This window comes from Pseudomonas capsici, assembly GCF_017165765.1.
Lineage (GTDB): Bacteria > Pseudomonadota > Gammaproteobacteria > Pseudomonadales > Pseudomonadaceae > Aquipseudomonas > Aquipseudomonas capsici.
In genome coordinates this window covers 18,453-41,922 of sequence record NZ_JAFGZD010000006.1, presented here as the reverse complement: position 1 = coordinate 41,922, position 23,470 = coordinate 18,453, and the positions used below count along the sequence as shown (strand labels likewise).

Below are 23,470 nucleotides of genomic sequence, written 5' to 3'. Positions count from 1 at the left end.
CGGAATTTGAATGCAGACTTCACCGCTTTTGCCACTTCCTTCAAGGCCTGTGGCCATCCTGGGTTCCGGACACGCTCTGCCGGAACGGATTGTTACCAGTGCCGAACTTGATGTCGAACTGGGGTTGGCTGCGGGAAGTGTGGAGCGCATCAGCGGGGTGGTTCAACGGCATGTCGCCAGCCGCACTGAAACCGCTGCCAGTCTCGGCGCCATTGCTGCGCGCCATGCCTTGCATGCAGCTGGCGTAGCACTGGAACAGATCGACCTGATCGCCTGCGCCAGCGGCACCATGGATCAAGGCCTGCCGTGCAATGCCGCCTTGCTGCATCGCGAACTGGGGCTGGGGCAGTCCGGCATTCCTGCCATGGATATCAATGCCAGTTGCCTGGGCTTTCTCGCCGCCGTCGACACCTTGTCCTGGCCCCTGATGGCCGGGCGTTACAGGCGCATTCTTCTGGTGTGTTCGGATATCGCTTCGTGCGGTCTGGACTGGCAGCAAGTCGAAGTCAGCGGGATTTTCGGCGATGGCGCGGCCGCCGTGGTGCTGGGCGTCAGCGATGGCGGATCGAAGATTCTTGCCTCCAGCCTCAAGACCTTCTCCGAGGGCGCGCATCTGTGCCAGATCCCGGCCGGCGGCTCGCGCTTTCACCCGCGTCGTATCGACACGCCGTTCGAACCGCTGACCAGTTTTGCCATGCAGGGCAAGGACGTGTACCGCCTGGCAGCCAGGCACTTGCCCGCCCTGATGGATGAACTGCTGACCCAGGCCGGACTGACCCAGGAGCAGATCCGCTGGGTCATCCCTCATCAGGCCAGCCAGCAAGCGCTGCAGCATGCGGCCAGACGGTTGGGCTTCGCTGCAGACCAGGTCATCGATATCTTTGCCCGGCACGGCAATCAGGTGGCTGCTTCGTTGCCCACTGCGCTGGACATCGCTATCCGCGACCAGCGTATCCTGCGCGGCCAGACGCTGATGTTGATCGGCACCGGCGCGGGCCTTTCGCTTGGCGGCATGATTCTGGAGTACTGATGAAAGTTCTGGTTACCGGCGGCACCGGGTTCATTGGTCGGCATATTGTCTGGCGACTGGCATCCCGTGCCTTCGAGGTACAGTTCAGTGGTCGCAATCCAGCGGCGGCTGCCGAGGTCATTCGCCACAGCCCCGGTGCTGTGAGCTGGCTTCCCTTGCAACACGGCACGCCGGGGGCTGCCGATACACTGGGCGAAGCTGCCCGCGGGTGTGACGCCATCGTCCACTGCGCGGCATTGTCTTCACCCTGGGGCACGCCGCAAGCCTTTGCCCAGGCCAATCTGGATTCCACCGATGAAGTGCTCCGGGCCTGCCGCATCAACGATGTGAGGCGTCTGGTGCATCTTTCGACGCCCAGCCTGTATTTTGCCTTTCGCGATCGTCTCGATATCCGCGAAAGCGATCCGCTGCCACCGGCGGTCAACGAATACGCCCGCAGCAAGGCACTGGCTGAAACACGAGTGCATGCAGCCGGGCTCGCCGAAGCCGTGATCCTGCGCCCGCGTGCGGTCTTCGGTCCTTGGGACGGCACGTTGTTGCCGCGCTTGCTGCGGGTCATGCAGCGGGGACGGATTCCGTTGATGCGTGGTGGCCAGGCGCAGCTGGACCTGACGTGCGTCGACAATCTGGTGCATGCCGTGGAACTGAGCCTGAGCCAGCCGCTGCCCCGGGCCGTGTGCACCTATAACGTCAGTAACGGCACGCCGCTGGCTTTCGAGGACTTGCTGCAGCGTATCGCCGAGCAGTTCCGCCTGAACCTGCGTACCCGGCACTTGCCGTGGCGACTGGTGGACGCTGTAGCGCGGGTGCTGGAAACCCGAGCCCGGCTGACGGGCAGCGGCGAGCCGCTATTGACCCGGTATGGCGCTGGCTTACTGGCATTCAGTCAGACCCTCAACCTCGATGCCATCCGCAACGAACTGGGATACCGCCCCGTCATGACTCAGGAAGAGGGCATTGGCCGGCACGCGCAGTGGTGGCTGGCCCGGCAAGGAGCACAAGGTTGAGCCGTACCGTCAGCCTCAACGTATTGCGCGCCGGTTGGTGCCGACACCTGGAATGCATGGCCGATCGTGGCGGGCGCATCGCGCCGACCCGTTTCCCAGCCTTGTGCGGTCTGATTCGCCACCCCGATGCGGGCTGGATACTCTATGACACCGGTTACGCCGAACACTTTTTCAAGGCGACCCAGGCGCTGCCCGAGCGCCTGTATCGCAGTGCGGTGCCGGTGCAGCTGCCGGTACAGGAACAACTGCTCGCCCAATTGCACGAGTTCGGTATCCGCCCGGATGATATCCGCACCCTGATCATTTCCCACTTCCACAGCGACCACATCGCTGGCCTGCGGGATTTTCCCAACGCATCGTTCATTGCCCTGGATGCCGACCGCCGACAGATCGAAAGCCTGCGCGGCTCCCGCTGGCGCGCCACGCTTGGCGGTCATTTGCCCGGATTGTTGCCGGACGATTTCGGCTCGCGGGTGACGCTTGCCGATCACAGCAGGAAGGTTGCGCTGCCCCAATGGATGGCACCTTTCAGTCAGGGCCTCGATCTGCTGGGCGATGGCAGCCTGATCGGCGTGCCGCTGCCGGGGCACAGCGAAGGCCAGCTTGGCCTGTTTATCCCCGATGCCGATGGACGTCCGGTGTTTCTGGTGGCCGATGCCTGCTGGTCGGTTCCGGCCTGCCGCGCCGAGCGCCTGCCAGCCTGGCCCGCGCTGCACTTTGTCAGCCACGATGCCAGGCAGTACCGCCAGACCTACAGTGATCTCGGTACGCTGATTCGCCGAGAGCCTGCCGTGGCTGTGCTGCCATCCCATTGCACCCAGGCCTGGGAGGCATTCGGTCATGAGCAGTGAAAGACTGATGGGGGCTCTGCGTAGTGCCCTGAGTTTCATCAACAGTCGCTACCGGCTGCGCTTCACCCGGCGTGAGCAACTGGAAGCCTGGCAGGCCCGGCAGTTGCAACATTTCCTGCAGCATGTGCTGCCCCGGGCGCAGCGTTTCAAAGGCTTGAACGTCACCGATCTGGCGGACCTGCCGCTGATGGACAAGGCCACTCTGATGGGCGACTTCGCCGGGTTCAACACCCGCGGCCTGAGCCTGGAGCAGGTCTTGCCCGTGGCACGTCAGGCAGAAGAGTCACGTGATTTCAGTCCGACCCTGGGCGATATGACCGTGGGGCTTTCCAGCGGCACTTCCGGCAATCAGGGGGTGTTTCTGGTCAGTGCACTGGAGCGTCAGCGCTGGGCTGGCATCCTGCTGGCGCGAACCCTGCCGCGCCGCTTTCTGCCACGGCTGTTGTGCTTCTGGCGCGCACCCTTGCGGATCGCCTTTTTCCTGCGTGCCAACAGCCGTCTCTACACCACCTTGTCCAGCCGCCGTATCGACTTTGCCTTTCACGACCTGACACTGGGCCTTGAGGCATCGTTTGCACGTCTCAACGCGCAGAACCCCGATGTACTGGTGGCCCCGGCCACGGTGCTGAGAGGGCTGGCCGAGGCCATGTTGAGCGGGCGGCTGACGATACGGCCCACGCATATCCTGTCGGTGGCCGAAGTGCTCGAAAACGGCGATGCCGATGCCGTGCTCATGGCCTTCGGTGTCGCACCGCAGCAGATCTATCAGGCCAGTGAAGGGTTTCTGGGTTACACCTGCGAGCAGGGCACCTTGCATCTGAACGAAAGTCATCTGCATATCGAACCGCAATGGCTGGATGCCGGGCACACGCGCTTTCAGCCGATCATCACCGACTTCTCCCGGCGTACGCAGATGATCGTTCGTTACCGGCTCAACGATATTTTGCGGGTCGCCCAAACGCCTTGCGCCTGTGGGCGGGTCGAGCGGGCGATCGAGGCTGTCGAAGGTCGTGCCGATGACATCCTCTGGCTGCCCAGCCTTGCAGGCGACCGGTTACAGGCGCTTTATCCCGATGTCATGCGTCGTGCCTTGCTGATGCATGGCACGGCGCTTGAGGAATATGAGATCCATCAACGAGGCCTGCACTGGCAGATCAACCTTCTGGCCCGCGACGATCACGCCAGCCTGTGCCAGGCCCTGACCGACAGCCTCCACGCACTGTGCGCCGATCACGCCTTGCAGCCACCGGTGTTGAGCTTTGGCCATTGGCAGGCTCCGCCGCCAGATGCCAAACGCCGACGCCTCAAGCTGCTGCAATTACCCGAGGGCCTGCCATGCGTGTACTGATTCTCGGCGCGCGCGCGCCAGCCTGCCTGGAATGGGTACGGGCTTTTGACGAGGCCGGATGGCACGTCATCGTCGGTGATTCTCTGGGGCAACCACTCAGTCGTTTCAGTCGTTCGGCACACCATTTCGTGCGCCTGCCGGAGCCCAGACAGAACCCGGCGGTCTGGATCGAAGCCCTTGCGAAGCTGATCGAAACCCAGCGTATCGACTTGCTGCTGCCCACCTGCGAAGAAGTGTTCTATCTGTCCCACGGCCTCGAGCGGCTGGCACCGCTGTGTCGTGTTCTGACCAGTGATTTTTCCCTGTTGCACCGCCTGCATCACAAGGGGCAGTTCGCTGCCATGACTCAGGGCTGGGCGCTGACGGCTCCCGAAACCCGACTGCTGATCGATCGTCAGGCTGTGCTGGCCCTTGTCGATGAAGCAGAGCAATGGGTATTCAAACCGGCGTACTCGCGCTTTGCCTCGCAGACCCTGATTCGTCCCTCGGCCCGTCAGTTGAGCGAGGTCCATCCCGACCATGCATCCCCCTGGGTGGCACAGCGCTTTATCGACGGGCAAGAGTTCTGCAGCTTCAGCGTACTGATCGATGGCGAATTGCGTGCCCACAGCTGCTACCAGCCGCGCTATCGGGTGGGACGTGGTTCCGGGATCTACTTTCAGCCAGCCGTGCCGCAAGCCGTGCGCCAGTTTCTGGAGCGGTTCGGTCAGGAAACCGGCTACACCGGGCAGGTGGGCTTTGACTTTATCGAGGACCGCGAGGGGCGCTTCCATGTACTGGAGTGCAATCCACGGGCGACCAGTGGCGTGCACCTGTTCGACGATCAGCGCAAGTCGCTGGTAAGCAGTCTGGGCGAAACCTGTGAGAAAGTGCTGGAGCCGACAGATGATCCGCGCATGATCGCCTTGGCCATGCTCTTGCTGGCAGCCCCGCCGCGGCTTTTGAGCCCGACGTTCTGGCGTGACTACAGCGCTGCCAGGGATGTGGTTGTACAGAAAGGCGACTTCTGGCCGCTGGGCGCGCAAGTGCTGAGCCTGGCAGAAATCATCTCCCGCTCCGTTTCCCGGCGCTGTGGCTTGCTGGCAGCTTCCACGGCGGATATCGAGTGGAATGGCCAGGCGTTGAGTGAGCGTTCGCCATGAGGCTGTTGTTGCCGGAACAACTCCTCAGCGAGCAGGCCAGTCCCGACGACAGCCAGGCCCGGCACTATGTCCGCGCCTGTGCCAACGCGGGCCTGATCGGCAATGTCAGTACCCGCATGGCACTGCTCGACACCGGGACTCAGGAGTTTCCGGTCAGCATCAACGACGGCACTGAACCTGAAGATAACTGCTACGTGGTATCGCCCCGGACTGCCTACAGCGGCTATGCCCGTGAAGAGCTTTCGCGTCTTGGCCGACCCTGGCTGACCTGGCCATTGAAGTGGCTGACCCGAAGCGTTGACCTTTTGCTGCGGTCGGCCAGGGTCGACAGGCTGGTGCAGGTCAACAACTGGCTGCTGTCCACCAATCTCTACCCGGCCCAATGGAATGTCGCCGAACTGCCGGCGATCACTGCTTTTCTGCAGCAGGCTTTCCCCGATCACGCTTTGTGTTTTCGCTCCATCAACGACTTCAGCAACCGGGAGTTGCGCAAGCATCTGCAAACCCTCGGCTACCTGAGCATTCCCAGTCGTCAGGTCTATCTGTTCGATGGTCGGGCAGGGGACGAGGCCGGGTTTCTCAAACACCACAACGTGCGCATGGACACCACGCTCTTGCGGCGCGCGCCCTATGAAGTCGTGTCCGGTTCTGTGCTGAGCGATGCCGATTTTCAGCGCATCGAACACCTCTACAACCTGCTTTACCTTGAGAAGTATTGCATCCTGAATCCGCATTACAGCGCCCGCTGGATGCAACGCGGCCAACGCGAAGGCTGGCTCGACATCCGCGCTCTGCGCAGGCCTGACGGACAGATCGACGGCGCGTTGGGCTGGTTCGCCAATGACACGACCCTGAGCACTCCCATCGTGGGTTATGACACGGCACTGCCGCAAAAAACGGGGTTGTATCGGCAACTGACCTGCCTGTGTCTGCTGGAAGCCGCCAAACGGCGTCAGGTCCTGAATTTCAGTTCCGGAGCCGCCGGGTTCAAGCGTTTGCGCGGTGGTCAGCCGCAGATCGAATACAGTCTGATTCACGTTGCTCATCTGTCCTGGGGCCGTCGACTGGTGTGGACTTTGCTCAGTGGTCTGTTGCATGGCATTGGCGTGCCACTGATGAGGAGGTTCAAGCTATGAATCCTCTTGCCCAATGGTGGCCGGTCGCGCTCAGTCACGAATTGAAGAATGTGCCCCTGGCGTGCCAGTTATACGACTCGCCGCTGGTGCTTTTCCGGGCTGAAGACGGACGCGCCGCTGCGCTGCCGGATCGCTGTCCGCATCGTTTTGCGCCCTTGAGCGCGGGCAAGGTCCGCGACGGGCAGATCGAATGCCCTTATCACGGTTGGCGATTTGCCGCTGACGGACGTTGCACCCGCGTGCCCGGCACCGAACAGGCGCCAGGCAACAAGCCGCTGCTCGACAGTCTGGCCTGTTGCGAAGCCCATGGTCTGGTGTGGGTCTGTCTGAGCGGGCAACCTCCTGCCATGCCGCCGGTTGCTCCTGCCGAACAAAGACAGCAACTCGATACGTTCTGGATCACGGACCATGTGCAGTGCTCGCTGCAGGACGCTGCGGAAAACTTCCTCGACGGGTTTCATACCCATTTCGTCCACGCCGGTTGGATACGCCACGATCGGAAACGGCAGAAAATCAGCGCCCGGGTCCGGCCGCTGGCCGATGGCATCGAGGCGCAGTACAGCGAGGAGGGCAAGCAGTCAGGGCTGATTTCGCGCCTGTTCGAAGGCGAGCGGGGCAGCAGCATGGGGCGCTTCCGGTTGCCGGGGCTGGCGGAAATCGAATATCGCGACCGTCGCGACGGCCTCAACCTGCTGGCCAGCGCCTGGCTGACCCCGTGCGGTGATGGACAACTTCGAGTCTTTGCCCGGATTGCCACGGCACAAGGCTGGTGGCCGTCTGCGCTCAAACGCCTCGTTCTGCAAAAGGCGTTTCGGGTCATCCTGCGCCAGGACCGCCAGATTCTGCAGCAGGTCAGCGTCAATCAACGACGTTTCCAGGCGTCTCCTGCCGTGCCGCTGGATGGTCCGCAGGATCTGCTCGGTCCGGGTATCCGGCGGTTGCTGGAGCATGGACAGCCGTTGGTTTTTGAAGAGCGACAATTGGATATCTGGCTTTGATAACACATCTGTTCTACTGCGGTGATCTTCCCTCCGGCATTGCCTCATACCCCTCCAGTGCATAACCGCTGATACTTGTCCCGGAAAGATGGCGACCGTTACAGCTATAAGTGCGACGTTCGTAGCTGTAGCTGGTCCGGATCTGGCGAATGTCCAGGAGCGGAGTGCGAAACTGCCAGCCTTGCTCCACTTCATAGGTGGCATGGTTGGTGTCGATGACTACCACACCTTTTGAATAGATCAGCGTCTGCCGGTTGCCGTCTTCGGTGGGGATCGGCTGCGGATCGGCCTTGCCCTGATCCTCGCGCCAGGTGGCGTCGAGGAAGGCCCGGCAGGAAGCGAAGTCGGGCAGCATGCGGTTTTCGATGGATGACGGTGGTAATTGACCGCTGGCCTGTGCCAGGGATGAACAGGCGCAAAGCACTGCACCTGATGCAAGAACTGATACAGATTTGAATGATATGGCCATGGTTGCTCTTGTATTGGCGCTTTCTCTTGAAGGTTAGTCTTGTTCAGGGACAGGCCCGATAAAAATAGTACGCATGTGCTATTGAATAACAGGAACTTTCTGGTATCGAGTTTTGCGCAGGTACAACCACAATAAGATATAACTGGATGGTTTTTATATTATCGGACATCAATAGTCGTATGCAGCGTTTTGATGGGGTGGTTCAGGTTGTAATATAAATGAGTCGTCTCGCTGCGCTTATATGAAACACATGTTATAACTTCCCGGGAAATATTCGACGGAAGTATTAAACTTCCTGACTTGCCTTCGGGTCACTGGACTAACGCAGACTTGTTGCGTGTTCTGCCACTGACTTCAAGGACTATCACCATGATTCGCGATGACCGTATTACTCCGGGCACCGATCCCGCCTATGTCCGTCAGGACACCCCTACCATTGCGCCAGTGCTCAAGCGTATTTCCTGGAGTGCGATACTGGCCGGTGTCGTGCTGGCCATGGTCGTTTCATTGCTGCTGAACCTGCTGGGTACGGCTATCGGCACTGCCAGCATCGATCCGATCGAGGAAGCCAACCCCATGTCCGGGATCGGCACCGGGGCCGGTATCTGGCTGGTCGCCAGTTCCATGATCTCGCTGTTCGTCGGCGGCTGGGCAGCAGGGCGCCTGGCCCAGCGTGAGGGCGCGCTTCATGGTCTGATGGTATGGGCCAGCGTTTCTCTGATCACGGTCTATCTGGTTTCCAGTGCTGTCACGGGCGTGGTGCGCGGTGGCCTGAATCTGGCGGGCAGCGGCATGTCGGCACTGGGCAGTGGCATCGCTCAGGTCGCACCTGCGCTGGGTGACAGGATTCAGGAACAACTGCGTGCGCAAGGTATCGACTTCAACCTCAACGATATTCAGGGGGAAATCGAAACGGCCATGCGCCAGACCGGCAAGCCGGAACTGAACCCTGACAATGTCCGCCAGGACGTCGAGTCCGCTCAGCAGGATGCGCAGGATACTGCCCGGCAAGGTGCGCAGAACCCTCGGCAGGCCGATGATCAATTGGGCGGCCTGATGGATCGCATCAAGGACAAAGGCAATCAGGTCTGGGATGCAGCCGACCGTCAGGCCATGGTCAATCTGATCAAGGCCCGTGGCAACAAGACCGATGAAGAAGCCAACCAGATCGTCGATCAGGCTCAGGCCAGCTATCGCGAGGCATATGCCAGGTATGAGGAGTTGAAGGCCCAGGCCGAGCAGAAAGCCCGTGAAGCCGCCGAAGTGACGGCCAGACGGGTTTCCCAGGCGGCCTGGATGCTGTTGATCAGCATGGTGATTTCCGGTCTGGTGGCAGCAGGTGCCGGTGTACTGGGACGTCGTACCCAGCCGCCCGTCAAGGCGGTGGTTTCCTGACCCGGGGCTGAAGGCTCCCGCGCAGTGTGCGGGAGCACGCTCAGATCCAGCGATCGTTCTCGGCGGTCATCTCTCCCGTATGCTCGCCGGTATTGATGACGCCGCGAGGCTCCACCAGCAGAATCCGGGTTTCCCGTGCCGCACAGGGTTTGTGCTCGACACCTTTGCCGACCACATACATTTCTCCTGCTCCCAGAGTGACCTTGCCATCGCGCAGGTGAATCTCCAGTTCGCCTTCAATGACGATAAAGACTTCATCCGTATCGGCATGGCTATGCCAGATAAACTCGCCTTCGACCTTCACCAGCTTGAACTGGTAGTCGTTCATCTGCGCGATGACCTTGGGAGTCCATTGCTCGGAGAACAGGGAAAACTTGTCGGCAAAGTTGATGGCCGTTGCAGATGCTCCATTCACAAAAAATCCTCGCTTCGATCCAGAGAGTGGCGGCCTGGCGTTCGTTGCGCCTGGCCGCCGTTGCTGCTGGAAGTTATAGACGCTTCAGGGCCAGAGTGATGGCCTCGCCCAATGCGCCGACGTAGGGGGCCTTCACCAGCGTATTGTGCTCGCCGCGCAGCGGGGTGATCTGCAGACGCTCACCCTGCAGCTCGCTCCAGCCCAGTGCCGCATCGACACGCTCCTGATCCCTGGCGGTAAACAGCGATACGTTCACCGCCGTCACCGGGCTGACATAGGCATCGACCGCCTGGCGAATGGCATGGGCAACCTTCAGGTGAGTGCGCAGTGACTGGGCGTCGATGTCTTTGCTCAGTTCCTGCGGCAACAGGTCGTTGGCCAGGCAAAGCGCAAGCATCTGCTCGATCCGGTTGGCGGCCGCATGGGCATCCAGTTCACTTCTGATGCCCGGCGCGATCCTTTCGGGCAACCACTCCAGCAGGAACTGCGTTTCGCTGATTGGATGCTCGGCAGGCGCAGTCTTGTGGACCGAGGTGTCGATAATCCCCAGGAACTCGACGGTTTCCCCTGCGGCAATGACCTGATGCGCCATTTCGTGGGCGATCAGACCACCGGCGGACCAACCCGCAATCCGATAAGGCCCCTTGGGCTGCACGGCGCGAATCGCTGTCAGGTAGCTGGCAGCAAGGGCCTGGATCGTGGTCGGCGTCTTTTCACCGGCTGCGAAGCCACTGGCCGCCAGCCCGTAGACCGGCACCTCGGCGTCCAGCTCCGGTGCCAGGTCCCGGGCATATTGCACTTCGCCGCCCAGCGGGTGGACCAGGAACAATGGCCGCTGGCTGCCACTGCGACGGATCGGCACCAGATTGCTTCGCGTACCCTGGCCAGACTGCTGATCCAGCGTCCGGGCGAAACCGGCCACGGTGGGTTCGACAAACAGATCACGGACCGCGATGGCCTTGCCCAGCACCTTGCGCAGCCTTGAGGTCATTTGCACGGCCATCAGCGAGATGCCGCCCAGTTTGAAGAAATCATCGTGGCGACTGATCTGCTCGGTCTTGAACAGTTCCTGCCAGATGCGTGCAATGGCCTGTTCCGTATCGCCATGAGGGGCCTCATAAGGCAAGGCTTCTGCTTCCTGTGCTTCTGATTCCGAGGCCGGCAGATGCGGCGCGGAATCGGCACGCACCAGGGCTGGCAACTGCTCCAGCAGCTTGCCGACTGGTTGCCGGGCATCAGCGATCAGATGCTCCAGGTTCAGGGTGAACAGATCGAGAATGTTCTGCACCGTGGCTGTATCGAACAGGTCGCTGGCGTACTGCATGCTGCCGTACAGCGTGCCCTGGTCTTCGGTGAGGGACAGCGACAGGTCGAACTGGGTGGTGCTGTGAGCACTTTCCAGCGACTCGATCTCAAGGCCCGGCAGCGTCAGTGGCGCGGGAGGTGTGTTGTTGAGGCTGAGCATCACCTGGAACAGCGGGCTGTGGCTCATGCTTCGGGTTGGCTGCAACGCGCTGACCACTTGTTCGAAAGGCAGGTCCTGGTGATTGAAGGCCGCCAGGGTCAGGTCTCTGATACCGACCAGCAACCGGGAAACGCTCGTCTCACGCTCGGCCTTGACCCGCAGGGCCAGGGTATTGGCGAAGAATCCGATCAGAGGCTCCAGCTCGGTACGCTGCCGGTTGGCGACCGGTGTACCGACCACCACGTCGTCCTGGCCGCTGAGATGGGTCATCAGGGTCGACCAGCCCGCGAGCAGGGTCATGAACAGGGTGGTGCCCTGTGCCTGGCTGAAGGCCCGCAACTGCTCGCTCAGTCCGGCGGGCAGAGCGAAGTCGATGATGCCGCCGGCATAGCTCTGCACTGCCGGACGAGGCCGGTCCAGGGGCAGGTTCAGCAACGCAGGGGCACCATGCAGGTGCTTGTGCCAGAAGTCCGTCTGAGCCTGCAGTGCTGCACCCTGCAACCACTGCCGTTGCCAGACGGCGTAATCGGCGTATTGCAGCGGCAAGGCCGGTAGCGGGTCCTTCTGGCCCTGGCTATAGGCGCTGTAAAGCACGCTGATCTCATGGGCCAGAACACTGTTGGACCAGCCGTCCGAGATGATGTGGTGCAAGGTGATGAACAGCAGATGTTCATGGTCGCCAGTCCGCACCAGAGAACCTCTGAGCAGCGGTCCGTTGCCGAGGTCGAACAGCGTGCTGGCATTGGTTTCGCCCAGTTGCTCGATGCTCTGCTGACGTTCCGCAGCCGACAACGGACGCAGGTCGTGCCGCGTCAGTGCAAAGCCACGGTCTGCAGGCGCGATTTTCTGTTCCGGCTGACCATCGACCAGTGCAAACGAAGTGCGCAGGTTTTCATGGCGGGCTACCAGGCGGTCAAGGGCTGCCTGCAAGGCATCGGGGTTCAGTTCTCCACTCAGGCGCAGAGCCACGGGCAGGTGGTAGGCGGCACCGGCTGCCGGGTCCAGATGATCCAGGAACCACAGCCGTTGCTGCGAGAACGACAGGGCAAGCTTTTCCTTGCGGTTGGCCAGCGGAATGGTCTGGCTTTGCTCGGACGATGCCGATTCCACCCTTGCAGCAAGGCCGCGCACGGTCGGGGCGTCGAACAGCTCACGCAGGGTCAGCCGGGTGCCGAGCTTGCGGCGCAGCCTGGAGAGCAATTGCACCGCCAGCAGCGAGTGACCGCCCAGTTCCAGGAAGCCATCGTTGCGGCCGACCCGCTCCACATGCAGCAAGTCCTGCCAGATTTTGGCAATGGCCTCTTCGACCTCGCCCTGTGGTGCTTCATAGGCACGGCTGGCCAGCGACTCCTGTCCCGGAGCGGGCAGGGCGCGACGGTCGAGCTTGCCGTTGGCGGTCAGCGGCATGGTGTCCAGTTGCACGAAGGCGCTGGGCACCATGTATTCCGGCAGGCGTTTGAGCAGCAGGGCGCGTAACTCCTCGGCAGAAGTCGGTTCGCCACAGACGTAGGCCACCAACCGGCTGCTGCTGGCTTCGCCCGGATTGTCCTCGCGAGCGATGACCACCGCTTCGCGCACTGCCGGCGAGGTCAGCAATGCGCTTTCGATTTCACCCAGTTCGATACGGAAGCCGCGAATCTTGACCTGGAAGTCGTTGCGTCCGGCGTATTCCAGGCTGCCGTCGGCTTTCCAGCGGCCCAGGTCGCCGGTTTTGTACAGGCGGGCGTGTGGATCACTGGAAAACGGGTTGCTGAAGAAGCGCTCGGCGGTCATGTGTGGATTGTTCAGGTAACCGCGGGCCACACCGGCACCGCCGATATGCAGTTCTCCGATCACACCCACCGGTGCCGGCTGACCACGCTTGTCGAGGACCAGCACCTGCATGTTGGACAGTGGCTTGCCGATGCTCGGACGGTCGCCCAGTTCGCTGATCAGGCCCAGCGAGGCATCGACCGTGCATTCGGTCGGGCCGTACATGTTGTAGAAATGGATGTTGCGGCTCTGGCGCAGCTTGTCCCAGGTTGCGGCATTGAGAGCTTCGCCACCCAGCAGGACGCTGACCGGCTGATAGCTGCGACGTTCCAGCAAACCGGCGGCCAGCAGGGTATCCAGTTGCGACGGTGTGGAGTCGAAAGCATGCACTTGATGCTTCTCGAGGAAATCCAGCAGTTCATGGCCACTGGCACGGATCAATGGCGGGATGATGATCAGACGATGGCCGAAGAACAGTTGGGCGATGCCCTTGATGGACATGTCGAAGTAGAAGCCGGCATTGAGCGCCACATTGGCTTGTGGAGGGCAATGCTCATGGGTCGTGCGCGCCATGACCTGGCTGAAGTTGAACACCGAACGATGTTCGACCATCACGCCTTTGGACTGCCCGGTGGAACCGGAGGTGTAGATCACATAAGCCAGGTTTTCGGCGGTCAGGCCGAGATCTGCAGGATCGATGTTCCTGTCGTACTGCGGATCGTTATCGACCGCTGTCAGGTCATGCTCGTCGAGCAGGATCAGCGTCGGACGGCAGGACTCGGCAGGCAGGTGAGGGATCAGAGCCTGCTGGCAGAGCAGAGCCTGAGCGTTGCTGTCCTTGAGGATAAAGGCGATACGCTCGGTCGGGTGATCAGGGTCGATGGGCACATAAGCGCCGCCGGCCTTGAGCACGGCGAGCAGGGCCACGATCATCTCGATACCGCGTTCGGCGCAGATGGCGACCCGCTGTTCCGGCTGAATGCCGTGTACCAGCAGCCGCTGGGCCAACTGGTTGGCCCGACGGTTGAGCTGGGCGTAGGTGAGCTGCTGTTGCTCGTGAACCAGAGCGATGGCGTCCGGTTGCGCCTGAACCTGCGCCTCGAACAAGGTCTGCAGAGGACGAGGGCTACCGAAGTCGCTGGCAGTCCGGTTGAAACCGTCCAGCACCAGTTGGCGCTCTGGCTCGGGCAGAATGTCGAGGGTGTCGGCCAGGCGTTGCGGGGTATGTTCCAGCGCTTGCACCAGAACGGTCACCGCTTGTGCCAGATAATCGGCAATCCGCTGCGGGTCGATGCCGACTACCGTCTGCGAGGTCAGCGAGATCGCACCGTTTTCAGTCGCCACGGCAATTTCGATCGGGTAGTTGGTATGGGTTTCCGAGGCCTCGAACTGGATACCGTCCCACTTGTCGATTTCCGCGATATTGCTGCCATCGGCGGTGATCATCTCACCATGACGGCAGTTGAGGATGACGGTGAACAACGGCATCGAAGCATCGACCGCACTGCAACGCTGAGCCAGGGCCAGTGATGCCTGTTCATGGGTCAGCAGTTCGCTCAATTGCTCATAGGCATCCTGGACAATGTCGCTGACGCTTCTCTGCTCCAGGCGAATGCGCATCGGCAGGGTGTTGATGAACATGCCCAGTGCCTGGTCGGCACCGCTGGCACCCTGGGAGCGGCCTGACAATACGGTACCGAATACCGCATCGTCGCGTCCGCTGGTTGCCGCGACCACCAATCCCCATGCCGCATGGAACAGCACGGAATTGGGTACGCCACGGATTTTGGCCACGCGGTGAACGGCTGCACTGACCTCATCGCTCAGATAACGGATGGCCTTGGTGTTGCCGGCACCGCTGCTCTGAACATCCAGTACGCCATAAGGGGCAGTGGTTTCGTCGACGTCGCCCAGCAGTTTGCGGAAATAGGCTTCGTGCTCTTCCTGGGAAACCATGGCCGCTTTGGCAATGAAGTTCCGGTAAGGATGGGAAGGCGGCAGGCTGTGGCCTTCGCCATGCAGGATGGTGTAGATCTCCGACATGATCAGGCGCAGGGTCACGTTATCGCTGATCAGGTGGTGGTCCAGCAGCGCCAGCAGCCATTGCTCACGGGTTCTGTCCCAGGTCATGTACGCCGCGATCAGCGGTGCCTGTTGCAGATCCAGACTCAGCGTCTGGGTGTCGGTGTGTTCATGCAGCATCTGCAGCGGATCGGCAGCCTGACTGCTGTCGAGCAGGGTCACCGGCAGCGTTGCCTGGCGCTGTACGATCTGCACCGGTTTCGGCAGTCCGGACCAGCGCAGGGCCGTGCGCAGGATGTCATGGCGATCGATCACGCTTTGCAGCGCCGCCAGAAACTCGTCCAGACGCTCGCGCTGATCGAACTTCACCACGGTGCGCATCAGGTACGCATCGCCCTGGTTCTGCAGCAGGTGGTGGAAGAGAATCCCTTCCTGCAGTGACGACAGCGGGTAGATGTCCTGGACATTGCCGGCACCACCGGGCACATCGGCCACAATCTGCTCGATCTCCGCCTGGGTGAGCGCGACCAGCGGCAGCATGTCCGGGGTGATTTCCGTGCAGCCTTCAGGAATCAGGTTCGGCGGGATGGAAGCGCTGACAGTCCCGGTATCGGTGGACAGCACCGCAGCCATGGCCTTGAGTGTCGGTGCGGCAAACACGCTGCGCACATCCAGCACAATGCCGTTCTGGCGCAGGCGCTCGATCAGGCTGATCACCAGGAACGAATGTCCGCCCAGCTCGAAGAAGTGGTCTTCGCGACCGACTCGCTCGATACCCAGCAGTTCCTGCCAGGCCGAGGCCAGGGCCATTTCCAGCGCGCCCTGAGGGGCTTCGTAGTCGCGGGTTGCCGTTGCGGTGCGATCAGGCGCGGGCAGTGCGTTGCGATCCAGTTTGCCATTGGTGGTCAGCGGCCAGGCCGACAGGGGCACGAAAGCGCTTGGAATCATGTGTTCGGCCAGGGTGCTGGCCAGTTGCGCGCGCAGGGCCGATGATTCCAGCATCGCCTGTTCATGGGCGATCAGGTAAGCCACCAGACGTTTGTCACCGGGCGTATCTTCACGCACGATCACTACCGCTTCACGCACACCGTCGCAGGCTTGCAGGCGGGCTTCGATCTCGCCCAGTTCGATACGGAAACCGCGGATCTTGATCTGTGAGTCGTTGCGGCCCACGTAAACAACCTCGCCATCGCCCCGGTAACGCGCCACGTCACCGGTGCGGTAGAGGCGTGCTTCGGGACTGGCGGAAAACTGGTCGGCGATAAAGCGTTCGGCATTGAGTTCAGGGCGATTGAGGTAGTGGCGAGCGACACCTGCGCCACCAATGTAGATTTCACCTTCGACACCGACCGGCACCGGCTGCCCGAAGGCATCCAGAATACGCAGGCACAGGTCCTGCAGCGGTTCGCCGATCAGGCCGTTATCGCCTGCATCGATTTCAGCCTGACTGACGGCATGAAAGGTGGCGTGCACGGTGATTTCGGTAATCCCGTACATGTTCACCAGCCGGGTGCGGGCCAGCGGTGTGTGCTGTGTCCAGGGGCGCAGGGTACGAACATCCAGAGCTTCACCACCGAAAATCACCTCTTTGAGGCTGTGGGCCTCATTGCTGCGTCCGGCGGCTTCGATGAACTGGCGGAAGGCGCTTGGCGTCTGGTTCAGCACAGTCACCTGCTCACGGCAGACCAGCGCATGGAAGTCGTCCGGCGAGCGTGCCAGTTCGGTGGGCACGATCACCAGTTTGCCGCCGTAGACCAGGGCTCCCCAGATTTCCCAGACCGAGAAGTCGAAGGCGAAGGAGTGGAACAGCGTCCAGACATCGTCGCTGCCGAAACTGAAGCTGGCTTGCGTGGCATCGAACAGCCGCGCCACATTGCCATGTTCCACCAGCACGCCTTTTGGCAGCCCGGTCGAGCCGGAGGTGTAAATCACGTAGGCGAGGTGCTGCGGGCCAAGATCCGGCGTCGGGTTGCGATCCAGAGTGGCGTCCGTAGCCGTTCCGGGACTGGTCTGCGGGTTGAGCTCAATCAGCGCAATCTCGGGAAGAGCGCCCAGGGCATCCAGGCTGGCGGGCTGGGCCAGCAGGGCCACCGGCTGGCTGTCTTCCAGCAGATAATTCAGGCGCGCCTGCGGATAGGCCGGGTCGAGCGGGACATACGCTGCGCCGGCTTTCAGCACGCCGAGTATGGCGCACAACATGTCCACGCCACGTTCGGCGAGAATACCGACCCGGTCGTCGGGTTTGACGTTCAGCTCCAGCAATTGCCCGGCGATGCGGTTGGCCCGGCGGTTGAGTTCCTGATAGCTGACCTGACGCTCGGCGAATTGCAGTGCAATGGCGTGTGGCTGTTGCTCCGCCATTTGCTCGAAGCGCTGATGAATCAGGGTATGGGTATTGAAGCTCGCCACAGGAGGGCGCAGTGATGGATGCGCTTCTAGCTGGGCAGGCGTCAGCAGCGGCAAGGCCATGACCGGCTGCTCGCTGTCACGGACAAAGGCTTCCAGCAAGACCTGGAAGGATTGCGCGAAGCGCTCCACGGTTGCACGGTCGAACAGGTCGGTGGCGTATTGAATGGCACCCCCCAGTTCTCCGGCGTTTTCCGCCAGGGACAGCATCAGGTCGAACTGCGAGGTTTCCTGAGCCTGATTCAGTGCCGTGAGGGTCAGGCCCGGCAGGTTCAGCGGGCCATCGTCCGGGGTGTTGTTCAAGGACAGGGCAACCTGACACAGCGGGTTATGGCTCAGGGAACGAGGCGGTTGCAGGGCTTCGATCACATGCTCGAAAGGCACTTCCTGGCGTTCATGAACGGCCAGCAGCGTGTCCCGGACCTGCGTCAGCAGTTGCCCGACGCTCGGACTGTCCTGCAATTGCACCCTTACCGGCAGCGTGTTGACGAAAAAGCCGATCAGCGATTCGACCTGCGCATTGCCACGGTTGGCAGTCGGCACACCGATCACCACATCGCGCTCGTTGCCCAGCCGTGCCATCAGCACCGACCACGCGCTGAGCAAGACCATGAACAGCGTGACGTCGTGCTGTTTGCAGCAGCGTTCTATCTGGGCGAGCAGTTGCGGGCTCAGGGCTAGTGGCACATCGGCACCGCGATAGCTTTGCAGCGCCGGTCTTGGACGGTCGGCAGGCAGGGTCAAGAGGGTTGGCGCGCCACTGAGGTGTTCGCGCCATTGTTCAAGCTGACTGGCCAGTTGCGGGCCTGACAGGGTTTCACGCTGCCAGGCGGCATAGTCGGCGTACTGGATCGCCAGCGGTTTCAGCGAGGGGGTATTGCCCTGGCTGAAGCTTTCATAGAGCTGTGCGAATTCCCTGACCAGCACACCCACGGACCAGCCATCGGAAATGATGTGGTGCTGGGTGATATGCAAGCGGTATTCATCATCGGCCAGGTGTACCAGGCTGCCGCGAATCAGCGGTCCTTGCTGCAGGTCGAAAGGTGCTGCCGCTTCGCGCTGGGCGATACGTGCCGCGCTGGATTGCGCCTCCGCGAAAGGCAGAGCGCGCAGATCGTGTTCGGTCAGACTGAAACCGCTGTCGGGGGCGGCAATCACCTGCACTGGCTGCTCACCGATGCGTTTGAAGGTGGTGCGCAGCCCTTCGTGACGAGCCACCAGATGATCGAGAGCCTCTTTCAAGGCCCGGGTGTTCAGTTCGCCGTGCAATTGCAGCGAGGCCGGCATGTGGTAGGCGATGCTGGCATTTGGGTCCAGTTGATCGAGGAACCACAGGCGCTGTTGCGAGAAGGACAGGGCCAGCGGGGTTTCACGGTTGACAGGCTGGATATCCGCAACCGTGGTCTGTTCCAGGGTGCCGATGACTCTGGCCAGCTCTTCGACGGTGGGGTGGCTAAACAGCTCACGCAGCATCAGTTCACCGCCCAGCATCTGACGGACGCGGGACACCAGTTGTGCCGCCAGCAGCGAATGGCCGCCCAGCTCGAAGAAACCGTCGCGACGACCTACGCGCTCGACCCCCAGCAGTTCCTGATAGATCTGTGCCAGAGCCTGTTCGGTAGCACCCTGCGGCGCTTCATAGCCGCGCTCGGACATGGAGTCCACACCCGCAGCGGGCAGGGCGTCCTGATCCAGTTTGCCGTTGGCGGTCAGCGGGTAGGCGTTCAGGCTGACAAAGGCGCTGGGCACCATGTAGTCCGGCAAGGTCGCACCCAACTGCTTGCGCAGGGCCGCCACTTCAATAGCCGCGCCCGGCTCGGGAATCAGGTAGGCAATCAGGCGTTTGCCCTGACGGGCATCGTCGCGGGCCAGCACACGCACTTCATGCACGCCTTCGCAGGCCAGCAGTTTGGCCTCGATCTCGCCCAGTTCGATACGGAAGCCACGAATCTTGACCTGAGCGTCCATGCGCCCCAGGTGCACGATTTCGCCATTGCTCAGCAGTTTGCCCAGATCACCCGAGCGGTACAGGCGCTCGCCCGGACGCAGAGGGTCGTCGATGAAGCGCTCTGCGGTGAGTTCAGGACGGTTCAGATAACCGCGCCCGACCCCCAGGCCACCGACACAGATTTCACCTGGTACGCCCACCGGCAGCAGGCGCTGTTTGCTGTCCATGACGTAGGTCACGGTAGTCGGAATCGGTCGTCCCACATTGGAAATGCCGACTTTGATGTCTTCGGCCTCGATGTGCTTGAAGGTCACATGCACGCAGGTTTCGGTGATGCCGTACATATTGACCAGCGCCACCTCGGGGAAGGCACCGTGGAACGCCGCCAGGCGGTTCACTTCCAGGCTTTCGCCACCGAAGATCACGTATTTCAGGGCGCGCAGAGCGGTTTCCTTGCGGCCCAGTGCCGCTTCGCTCAAGGGCAGGAAGGCCGAGGGTGTCTGGTTGAGAACGGTGACCTGTTCGCGCTCGAGGAAATCGAGGAACAGCGCCGGATCGCGACGCTCGGGTTCCGGCACCAGCACCAGACGCCCGCCGTGCAGCAAGGCACCGAACATTTCCCATACCGAGAAATCGAAGGCGTTGGAGTGGAACAGGGTCCAGACATCGTCGCTACCGAAGGTGAACGGGCTGCGGCTGTTGTGCAGCAGGCGCACCACGTTACGGTGCTCCAGCAAGGTGCCCTTGGGCTGACCGGTGGAGCCCGAGGTGTAGATCACGTAGCACAGGTGTTCCGGGGCCGAGAGGTTTTCCAGGTTGGCGGCGGTGCTGCGCTCCTTGTCCGACGAGACGGGATCGAAGACTTCAAGCGCCGTGTCTGCCAGCGATCGGGCTGTCTCTGCCCGGGCGATGATCTTGCGCACGCCGCTGTCTTGCAGAATGTAGGCCATGCGATCGGCAGGCGAGGCCGGATCGATGGGTACATAGGCCGCACCGGCCTTGAGTACGGCCAGGGTGCTGACAATCATGTCCAGCGAGCGGTCCAGCAGAATGGCGATCAGTTCCTGAGCTGCGACCCCGCTGGCACGCAGGCGATGGGCCAGATGGTTGGCACGCTCGTTGAGCGCCTTGTAGGTCAGCTGACCTTCGTCGCTATTGACCGCAATATGCTCTGGTGTGGCCAGAACCTGGGCCTCGAACAACTGATGCAGCGTCGCATCGGTCGGGTAAGCGGCCTCTGTATCGTTCCAGTGCAAGGCCTGAACGAGTTTTTCCTGCTTATCCAGTAGCGGAATGTCATCCACCGGCTGTTCGGCATGTTCGGCAAAGGCGTCCAGCAGACGGACGAAATGCTGCATCAGCTGCGCGATGAAGTCCGCGTCGAAGAAGTCGGCGTTATAGGTCATATGACCCTGCCACTGGGCTTCGCTGGCAACGATCAGCAGATGCAGGTCGTTCTTGCCGTAACCCAGGCTGGTTTCCAGGGTGCGTACCCCGAGGCCCGCCACCTGATCGGGTGTCTGCCGGGCCTGCTCGAAGTTGAACAGCACATCGAACAGCGCCGTGCGGCTCATATCCTTGTCGGGATTGAGGGCCAGTACCAGTTGGTCAAACTGCATGTAGCGGTGCTTGTGGGCCTGGGCCAGCTTTGTCGCGGTCTGGGTCAGCAAGCCTTGCAGCGAAGTGTTTTCATCACAGGCACCGCGCAGCACCAGCAGGTTGCCGACCGGGCCGACCATGTCTTGCAGGGCCTGGTCTTCGCGGCAGGCAGCGGTGGTGCCGACCACCAGCTCGTCATGCCCGGCATAACGGCGCAGCAGGGCGGTGAATGCACTCAGGGCCAGGCTCTGGGTTGAAACCCCGGCGCGGCGCGCAACGGCTTCGAGCGCCTTGACCTGCCTTGCCGTGAGTTCGAAGGCATGAGTGGCCGGGGTAAAGACATGAACCGCTGCACGCGGGCGGTTGAGAGGCAGCTCCATGGGTTGTAGCTTGCCGCGCAACTGGTAGGCCCAGAACGAACGCAGGGATTCACGGGTGGCCGCAGGCAACTGGCGCTGCCACTGGGCGAAATCGCGATAGGTCACCGGCAGGTCGGGCAGTTGCGGCTCGCGCCCCGAACAGGCTGCGTCATAGAGCTCCAGCAAGTCGCGCTTGATGATCTGCATTGAGGCCCGGTCGGCCAGCAAATGATGAACCGTAATGGCCAGCACCGACTCCCGGGTGTCGTCCTGCACCAGAGTCGCACGCACCAGACCGCCGCCATCCATGTGCAGCGGCTGCGCCGAGTCTTCCAGAGCAATGGCAGCGCATTGACCGGTGGCGGCTTGCAGGCGGTTCAGGGGCAGTGCGGCGTTCTTTTCAAAACGCTGCCACGCCCTGGCTCCGTCGCTGAGTACCCGGCAGCGGAGGATTTCATGGCGAGCCATCAGGCCATTGAGGGCCGTTTGCAGGGCGCTGTTGTCGATCTCGCCGCTAAGCTCCAGCAACAGCGGGATGTTGTGGTAGATCGGGTTGGCAGCATACAGATAGCCGGTTTCAAAGGTGTCGACGAACCAGATACGTTCCTGGTGCCAGGACAGAGGTGTTTCCAGGGCATCGTGGCCGGTCGGTTGCACCTGTGGCAGATCGAGAGCCGGGTCCAGATCCAGCGCGCCTACCCGGGTTTCGGGTGCCTCGGTGAAATAGCGCAGTACCCGCTCGAAGCGCCGTGCAAGCCGCTCGATGGTCGATGCATCGAACAGGGCCGTGGAATAGGACAGGCTGCACACCAGTTGCTCACCGCCCTCATCGATGTGCAGGGACAGATCGTGCTGGGTGTCTTCCTGGCGCGAAGACAGGAACTCCAGCGTCAGGCCCGGCAGACGCAGTTGTTCTGCGTCGTTGCCGGCATTGGTGTAGAGCATGGTCTGGAAGATCGGGCTGTGGCTGGCGCTGCGCGGTGGCTTGAGCGCTTCGACCACCAGATCGAAAGGTGTGTCCTGATAGCTGGACGACTCCAGCATCAGGTTGCGCACCTGGGCCATGACTTCATCAAGGCTCGGATCGGCCTGCAAGCGGACGCGCAGGGCCAGGGTATTGGCAAAGAAGCCGATCAGTCCTTGTACGTCCTGTCGGTCACGATTGGCGGCGACTGTGCCGATCACCACGTCCTGCTGGCCGCTGATGCGGGTCAACAGCACAGCCCAGGCGGCCATCAGGGTCATGAAGGGCGTTGCGGCGCGCAACTGCGCAAAGGCCCCGATTGCCTGGGACAGGTCCTTGGGCAGACTGAACTTCAGGGTGCTGCCTTCATGACTTTGCACCGGCGGACGCGGCCGGTCGGTGGGCACCGTCAGCAAGGCGGGAGCGCCGCTCAAGTGATTGCGCCAGAACTCCACATGCTGCGCCTGAAGTTCGCCATTCATGCGTTGGCGTTGCCAGGCGGCATAGTCGGCATACTGGATCGACAAGGGCGGTAGAGGGCTTGGCTGATTGCCGACAAAGGCTTCATAAAGGGCCGAGAACTCCCGGACCAGCACTTCAATGGACCAGCCATCGGAAATGATGTGGTGCTGGGTGATCAGCAGCAGGTGTTCTTCATCGGTCAACTGCAGCAGACGACCACGGATCAGCGGCCCCTTGAGCAAATCGAAAGGCTCTGCTGCTTCGGCCTCGCTGATACGCGTTGCGCTCAGACGTGCCTGTTCCGGGGACTGATCGCGCAAATCCTGCTCCACCAGCGTAAAGCCGCTATCGGCCGCGGCGATGACTTGCACCGGTTGCTCGCCCTTTTGCTCGAAGGTCGTGCGCAGGCTTTCATGGCGTGCCACCAGATGATCGAGAGCTGATTTCAGCGCCGACCTGTCCAGCGTGCCGGTCAGGCGCAGGGCCGCCGGCATGTGATAGGCGGCGCTGGCGGCATGATCGAGTTGATCGAGAAACCACAGACGCTGCTGGGCGAACGACAGGGGCAGCGCGGCGCTGCGGTCAGCCGCTTCGATTGCATCCTGAGGTGCCTTTTCAGTACGGCTGGCACCGCGTTGCTGGAGCAGGCGCAGCAGGGCGGCGCGTTTCAACTGGTCGAGACTTTCGTTACGGTCGTTCAAT

11 protein-coding genes are annotated in these 23,470 nt (G+C 61.8%); 8 read left to right on the top strand and 3 right to left on the bottom strand.

The features are described 5' to 3' along the window. Positions 1-10: 10 nt before the first annotated feature. The 7 genes from JSY17_RS10015 to JSY17_RS09985 are packed head-to-tail and all read left to right on the top strand — an operon-like array spanning position 11 to position 7,512. Complete coding sequence (locus JSY17_RS10015) at positions 11-1,030, top strand: 3-oxoacyl-[acyl-carrier-protein] synthase III C-terminal domain-containing protein (protein ID WP_206401616.1); 1,020 nt, start codon at positions 11-13, stop codon at positions 1,028-1,030. Further along, complete coding sequence (locus JSY17_RS10010; RefSeq protein WP_206401615.1) at positions 1,030-2,037, top strand: NAD-dependent epimerase/dehydratase family protein; 1,008 nt, start codon at positions 1,030-1,032, stop codon at positions 2,035-2,037. Before JSY17_RS10015 ends, JSY17_RS10010 begins: the two co-directional genes overlap by 1 nt. Continuing rightward, positions 2,034-2,888, top strand: coding sequence for an MBL fold metallo-hydrolase (locus tag JSY17_RS10005; RefSeq protein ID WP_206401614.1), 855 nt, complete (start codon positions 2,034-2,036; stop codon positions 2,886-2,888). Before JSY17_RS10010 ends, JSY17_RS10005 begins: the two co-directional genes overlap by 4 nt. Then, entirely contained in the window at positions 2,878-4,236 is a 1,359-nt protein-coding gene (locus JSY17_RS10000; RefSeq protein ID WP_117197373.1) for a F390 synthetase-related protein, read from the top strand. The genes JSY17_RS10005 and JSY17_RS10000 overlap by 11 nt, the downstream gene beginning before the upstream one ends. Then, positions 4,224-5,378: an ATP-grasp domain-containing protein gene (locus JSY17_RS09995; RefSeq protein ID WP_206401612.1), complete on the top strand. Its 1,155-nt coding sequence runs from the start codon at positions 4,224-4,226 to the stop codon at positions 5,376-5,378. Before JSY17_RS10000 ends, JSY17_RS09995 begins: the two co-directional genes overlap by 13 nt. Next, entirely contained in the window at positions 5,375-6,514 is a 1,140-nt protein-coding gene (locus JSY17_RS09990; RefSeq protein WP_206401610.1) for a hypothetical protein, read from the top strand. Before JSY17_RS09995 ends, JSY17_RS09990 begins: the two co-directional genes overlap by 4 nt. Then, positions 6,511-7,512, top strand: a complete 1,002-nt coding sequence (locus JSY17_RS09985; protein WP_206401609.1) for an aromatic ring-hydroxylating dioxygenase subunit alpha — start codon at positions 6,511-6,513, stop codon at positions 7,510-7,512. The genes JSY17_RS09990 and JSY17_RS09985 overlap by 4 nt, the downstream gene beginning before the upstream one ends. A 13-nt stretch (positions 7,513-7,525) precedes the next feature. Here JSY17_RS09985 and JSY17_RS09980 read toward each other — a convergent pair whose 3' ends face one another. After that, positions 7,526-7,867, bottom strand: coding sequence for a hypothetical protein (locus tag JSY17_RS09980; protein WP_117181354.1), 342 nt, complete (start codon positions 7,865-7,867; stop codon positions 7,526-7,528). A gap of 483 nt (positions 7,868-8,350) precedes the next feature. Between JSY17_RS09980 and JSY17_RS09975 the strand changes: the two genes are divergently transcribed. Next, positions 8,351-9,376, top strand: a complete 1,026-nt coding sequence (locus JSY17_RS09975; protein WP_200978096.1) for a hypothetical protein — start codon at positions 8,351-8,353, stop codon at positions 9,374-9,376. A 40-nt stretch (positions 9,377-9,416) separates the two neighbouring features. On the opposite strand, the gene JSY17_RS09970 is transcribed toward JSY17_RS09975, so the two are convergent. Continuing rightward, on the bottom strand, positions 9,417-9,791 hold the full coding sequence (locus tag JSY17_RS09970; protein ID WP_117163216.1) for a cupin domain-containing protein: 375 nt from the start codon (positions 9,789-9,791) through the stop codon (positions 9,417-9,419). Positions 9,792-9,864: 73 nt separating this feature from the next. Beyond that, positions 9,865-23,469 (bottom strand): non-ribosomal peptide synthetase, encoded by a 13,605-nt coding sequence (locus JSY17_RS09965; protein WP_206401608.1) that lies wholly within the window; start codon positions 23,467-23,469, stop codon positions 9,865-9,867. Position 23,470 lies beyond the last annotated feature (1 nt).

Bases quoted from the DNA above. Each gene is read 5' to 3' on its own strand.
- JSY17_RS09995 (WP_206401612.1), top strand. From the start codon at position 4,224: ATGCGTGTACTGATTCTCGGCGCGCGCGCGCCAGCCTGCCTGGAATGG.
- JSY17_RS10015 (WP_206401616.1), top strand. From the start codon at position 11: ATGCAGACTTCACCGCTTTTGCCACTTCCTTCAAGGCCTGTGGCCATC.
- JSY17_RS09985 (WP_206401609.1), top strand. From the start codon at position 6,511: ATGAATCCTCTTGCCCAATGGTGGCCGGTCGCGCTCAGTCACGAATTG.
- JSY17_RS09990 (WP_206401610.1), top strand. From the start codon at position 5,375: ATGAGGCTGTTGTTGCCGGAACAACTCCTCAGCGAGCAGGCCAGTCCC.
- JSY17_RS09980 (WP_117181354.1), bottom strand. From the start codon at position 7,867: ATGCTGCCCGACTTCGCTTCCTGCCGGGCCTTCCTCGACGCCACCTGG.
- JSY17_RS10010 (WP_206401615.1), top strand. From the start codon at position 1,030: ATGAAAGTTCTGGTTACCGGCGGCACCGGGTTCATTGGTCGGCATATT.
- JSY17_RS09975 (WP_200978096.1), top strand. From the start codon at position 8,351: ATGATTCGCGATGACCGTATTACTCCGGGCACCGATCCCGCCTATGTC.
- JSY17_RS10000 (WP_117197373.1), top strand. From the start codon at position 2,878: ATGAGCAGTGAAAGACTGATGGGGGCTCTGCGTAGTGCCCTGAGTTTC.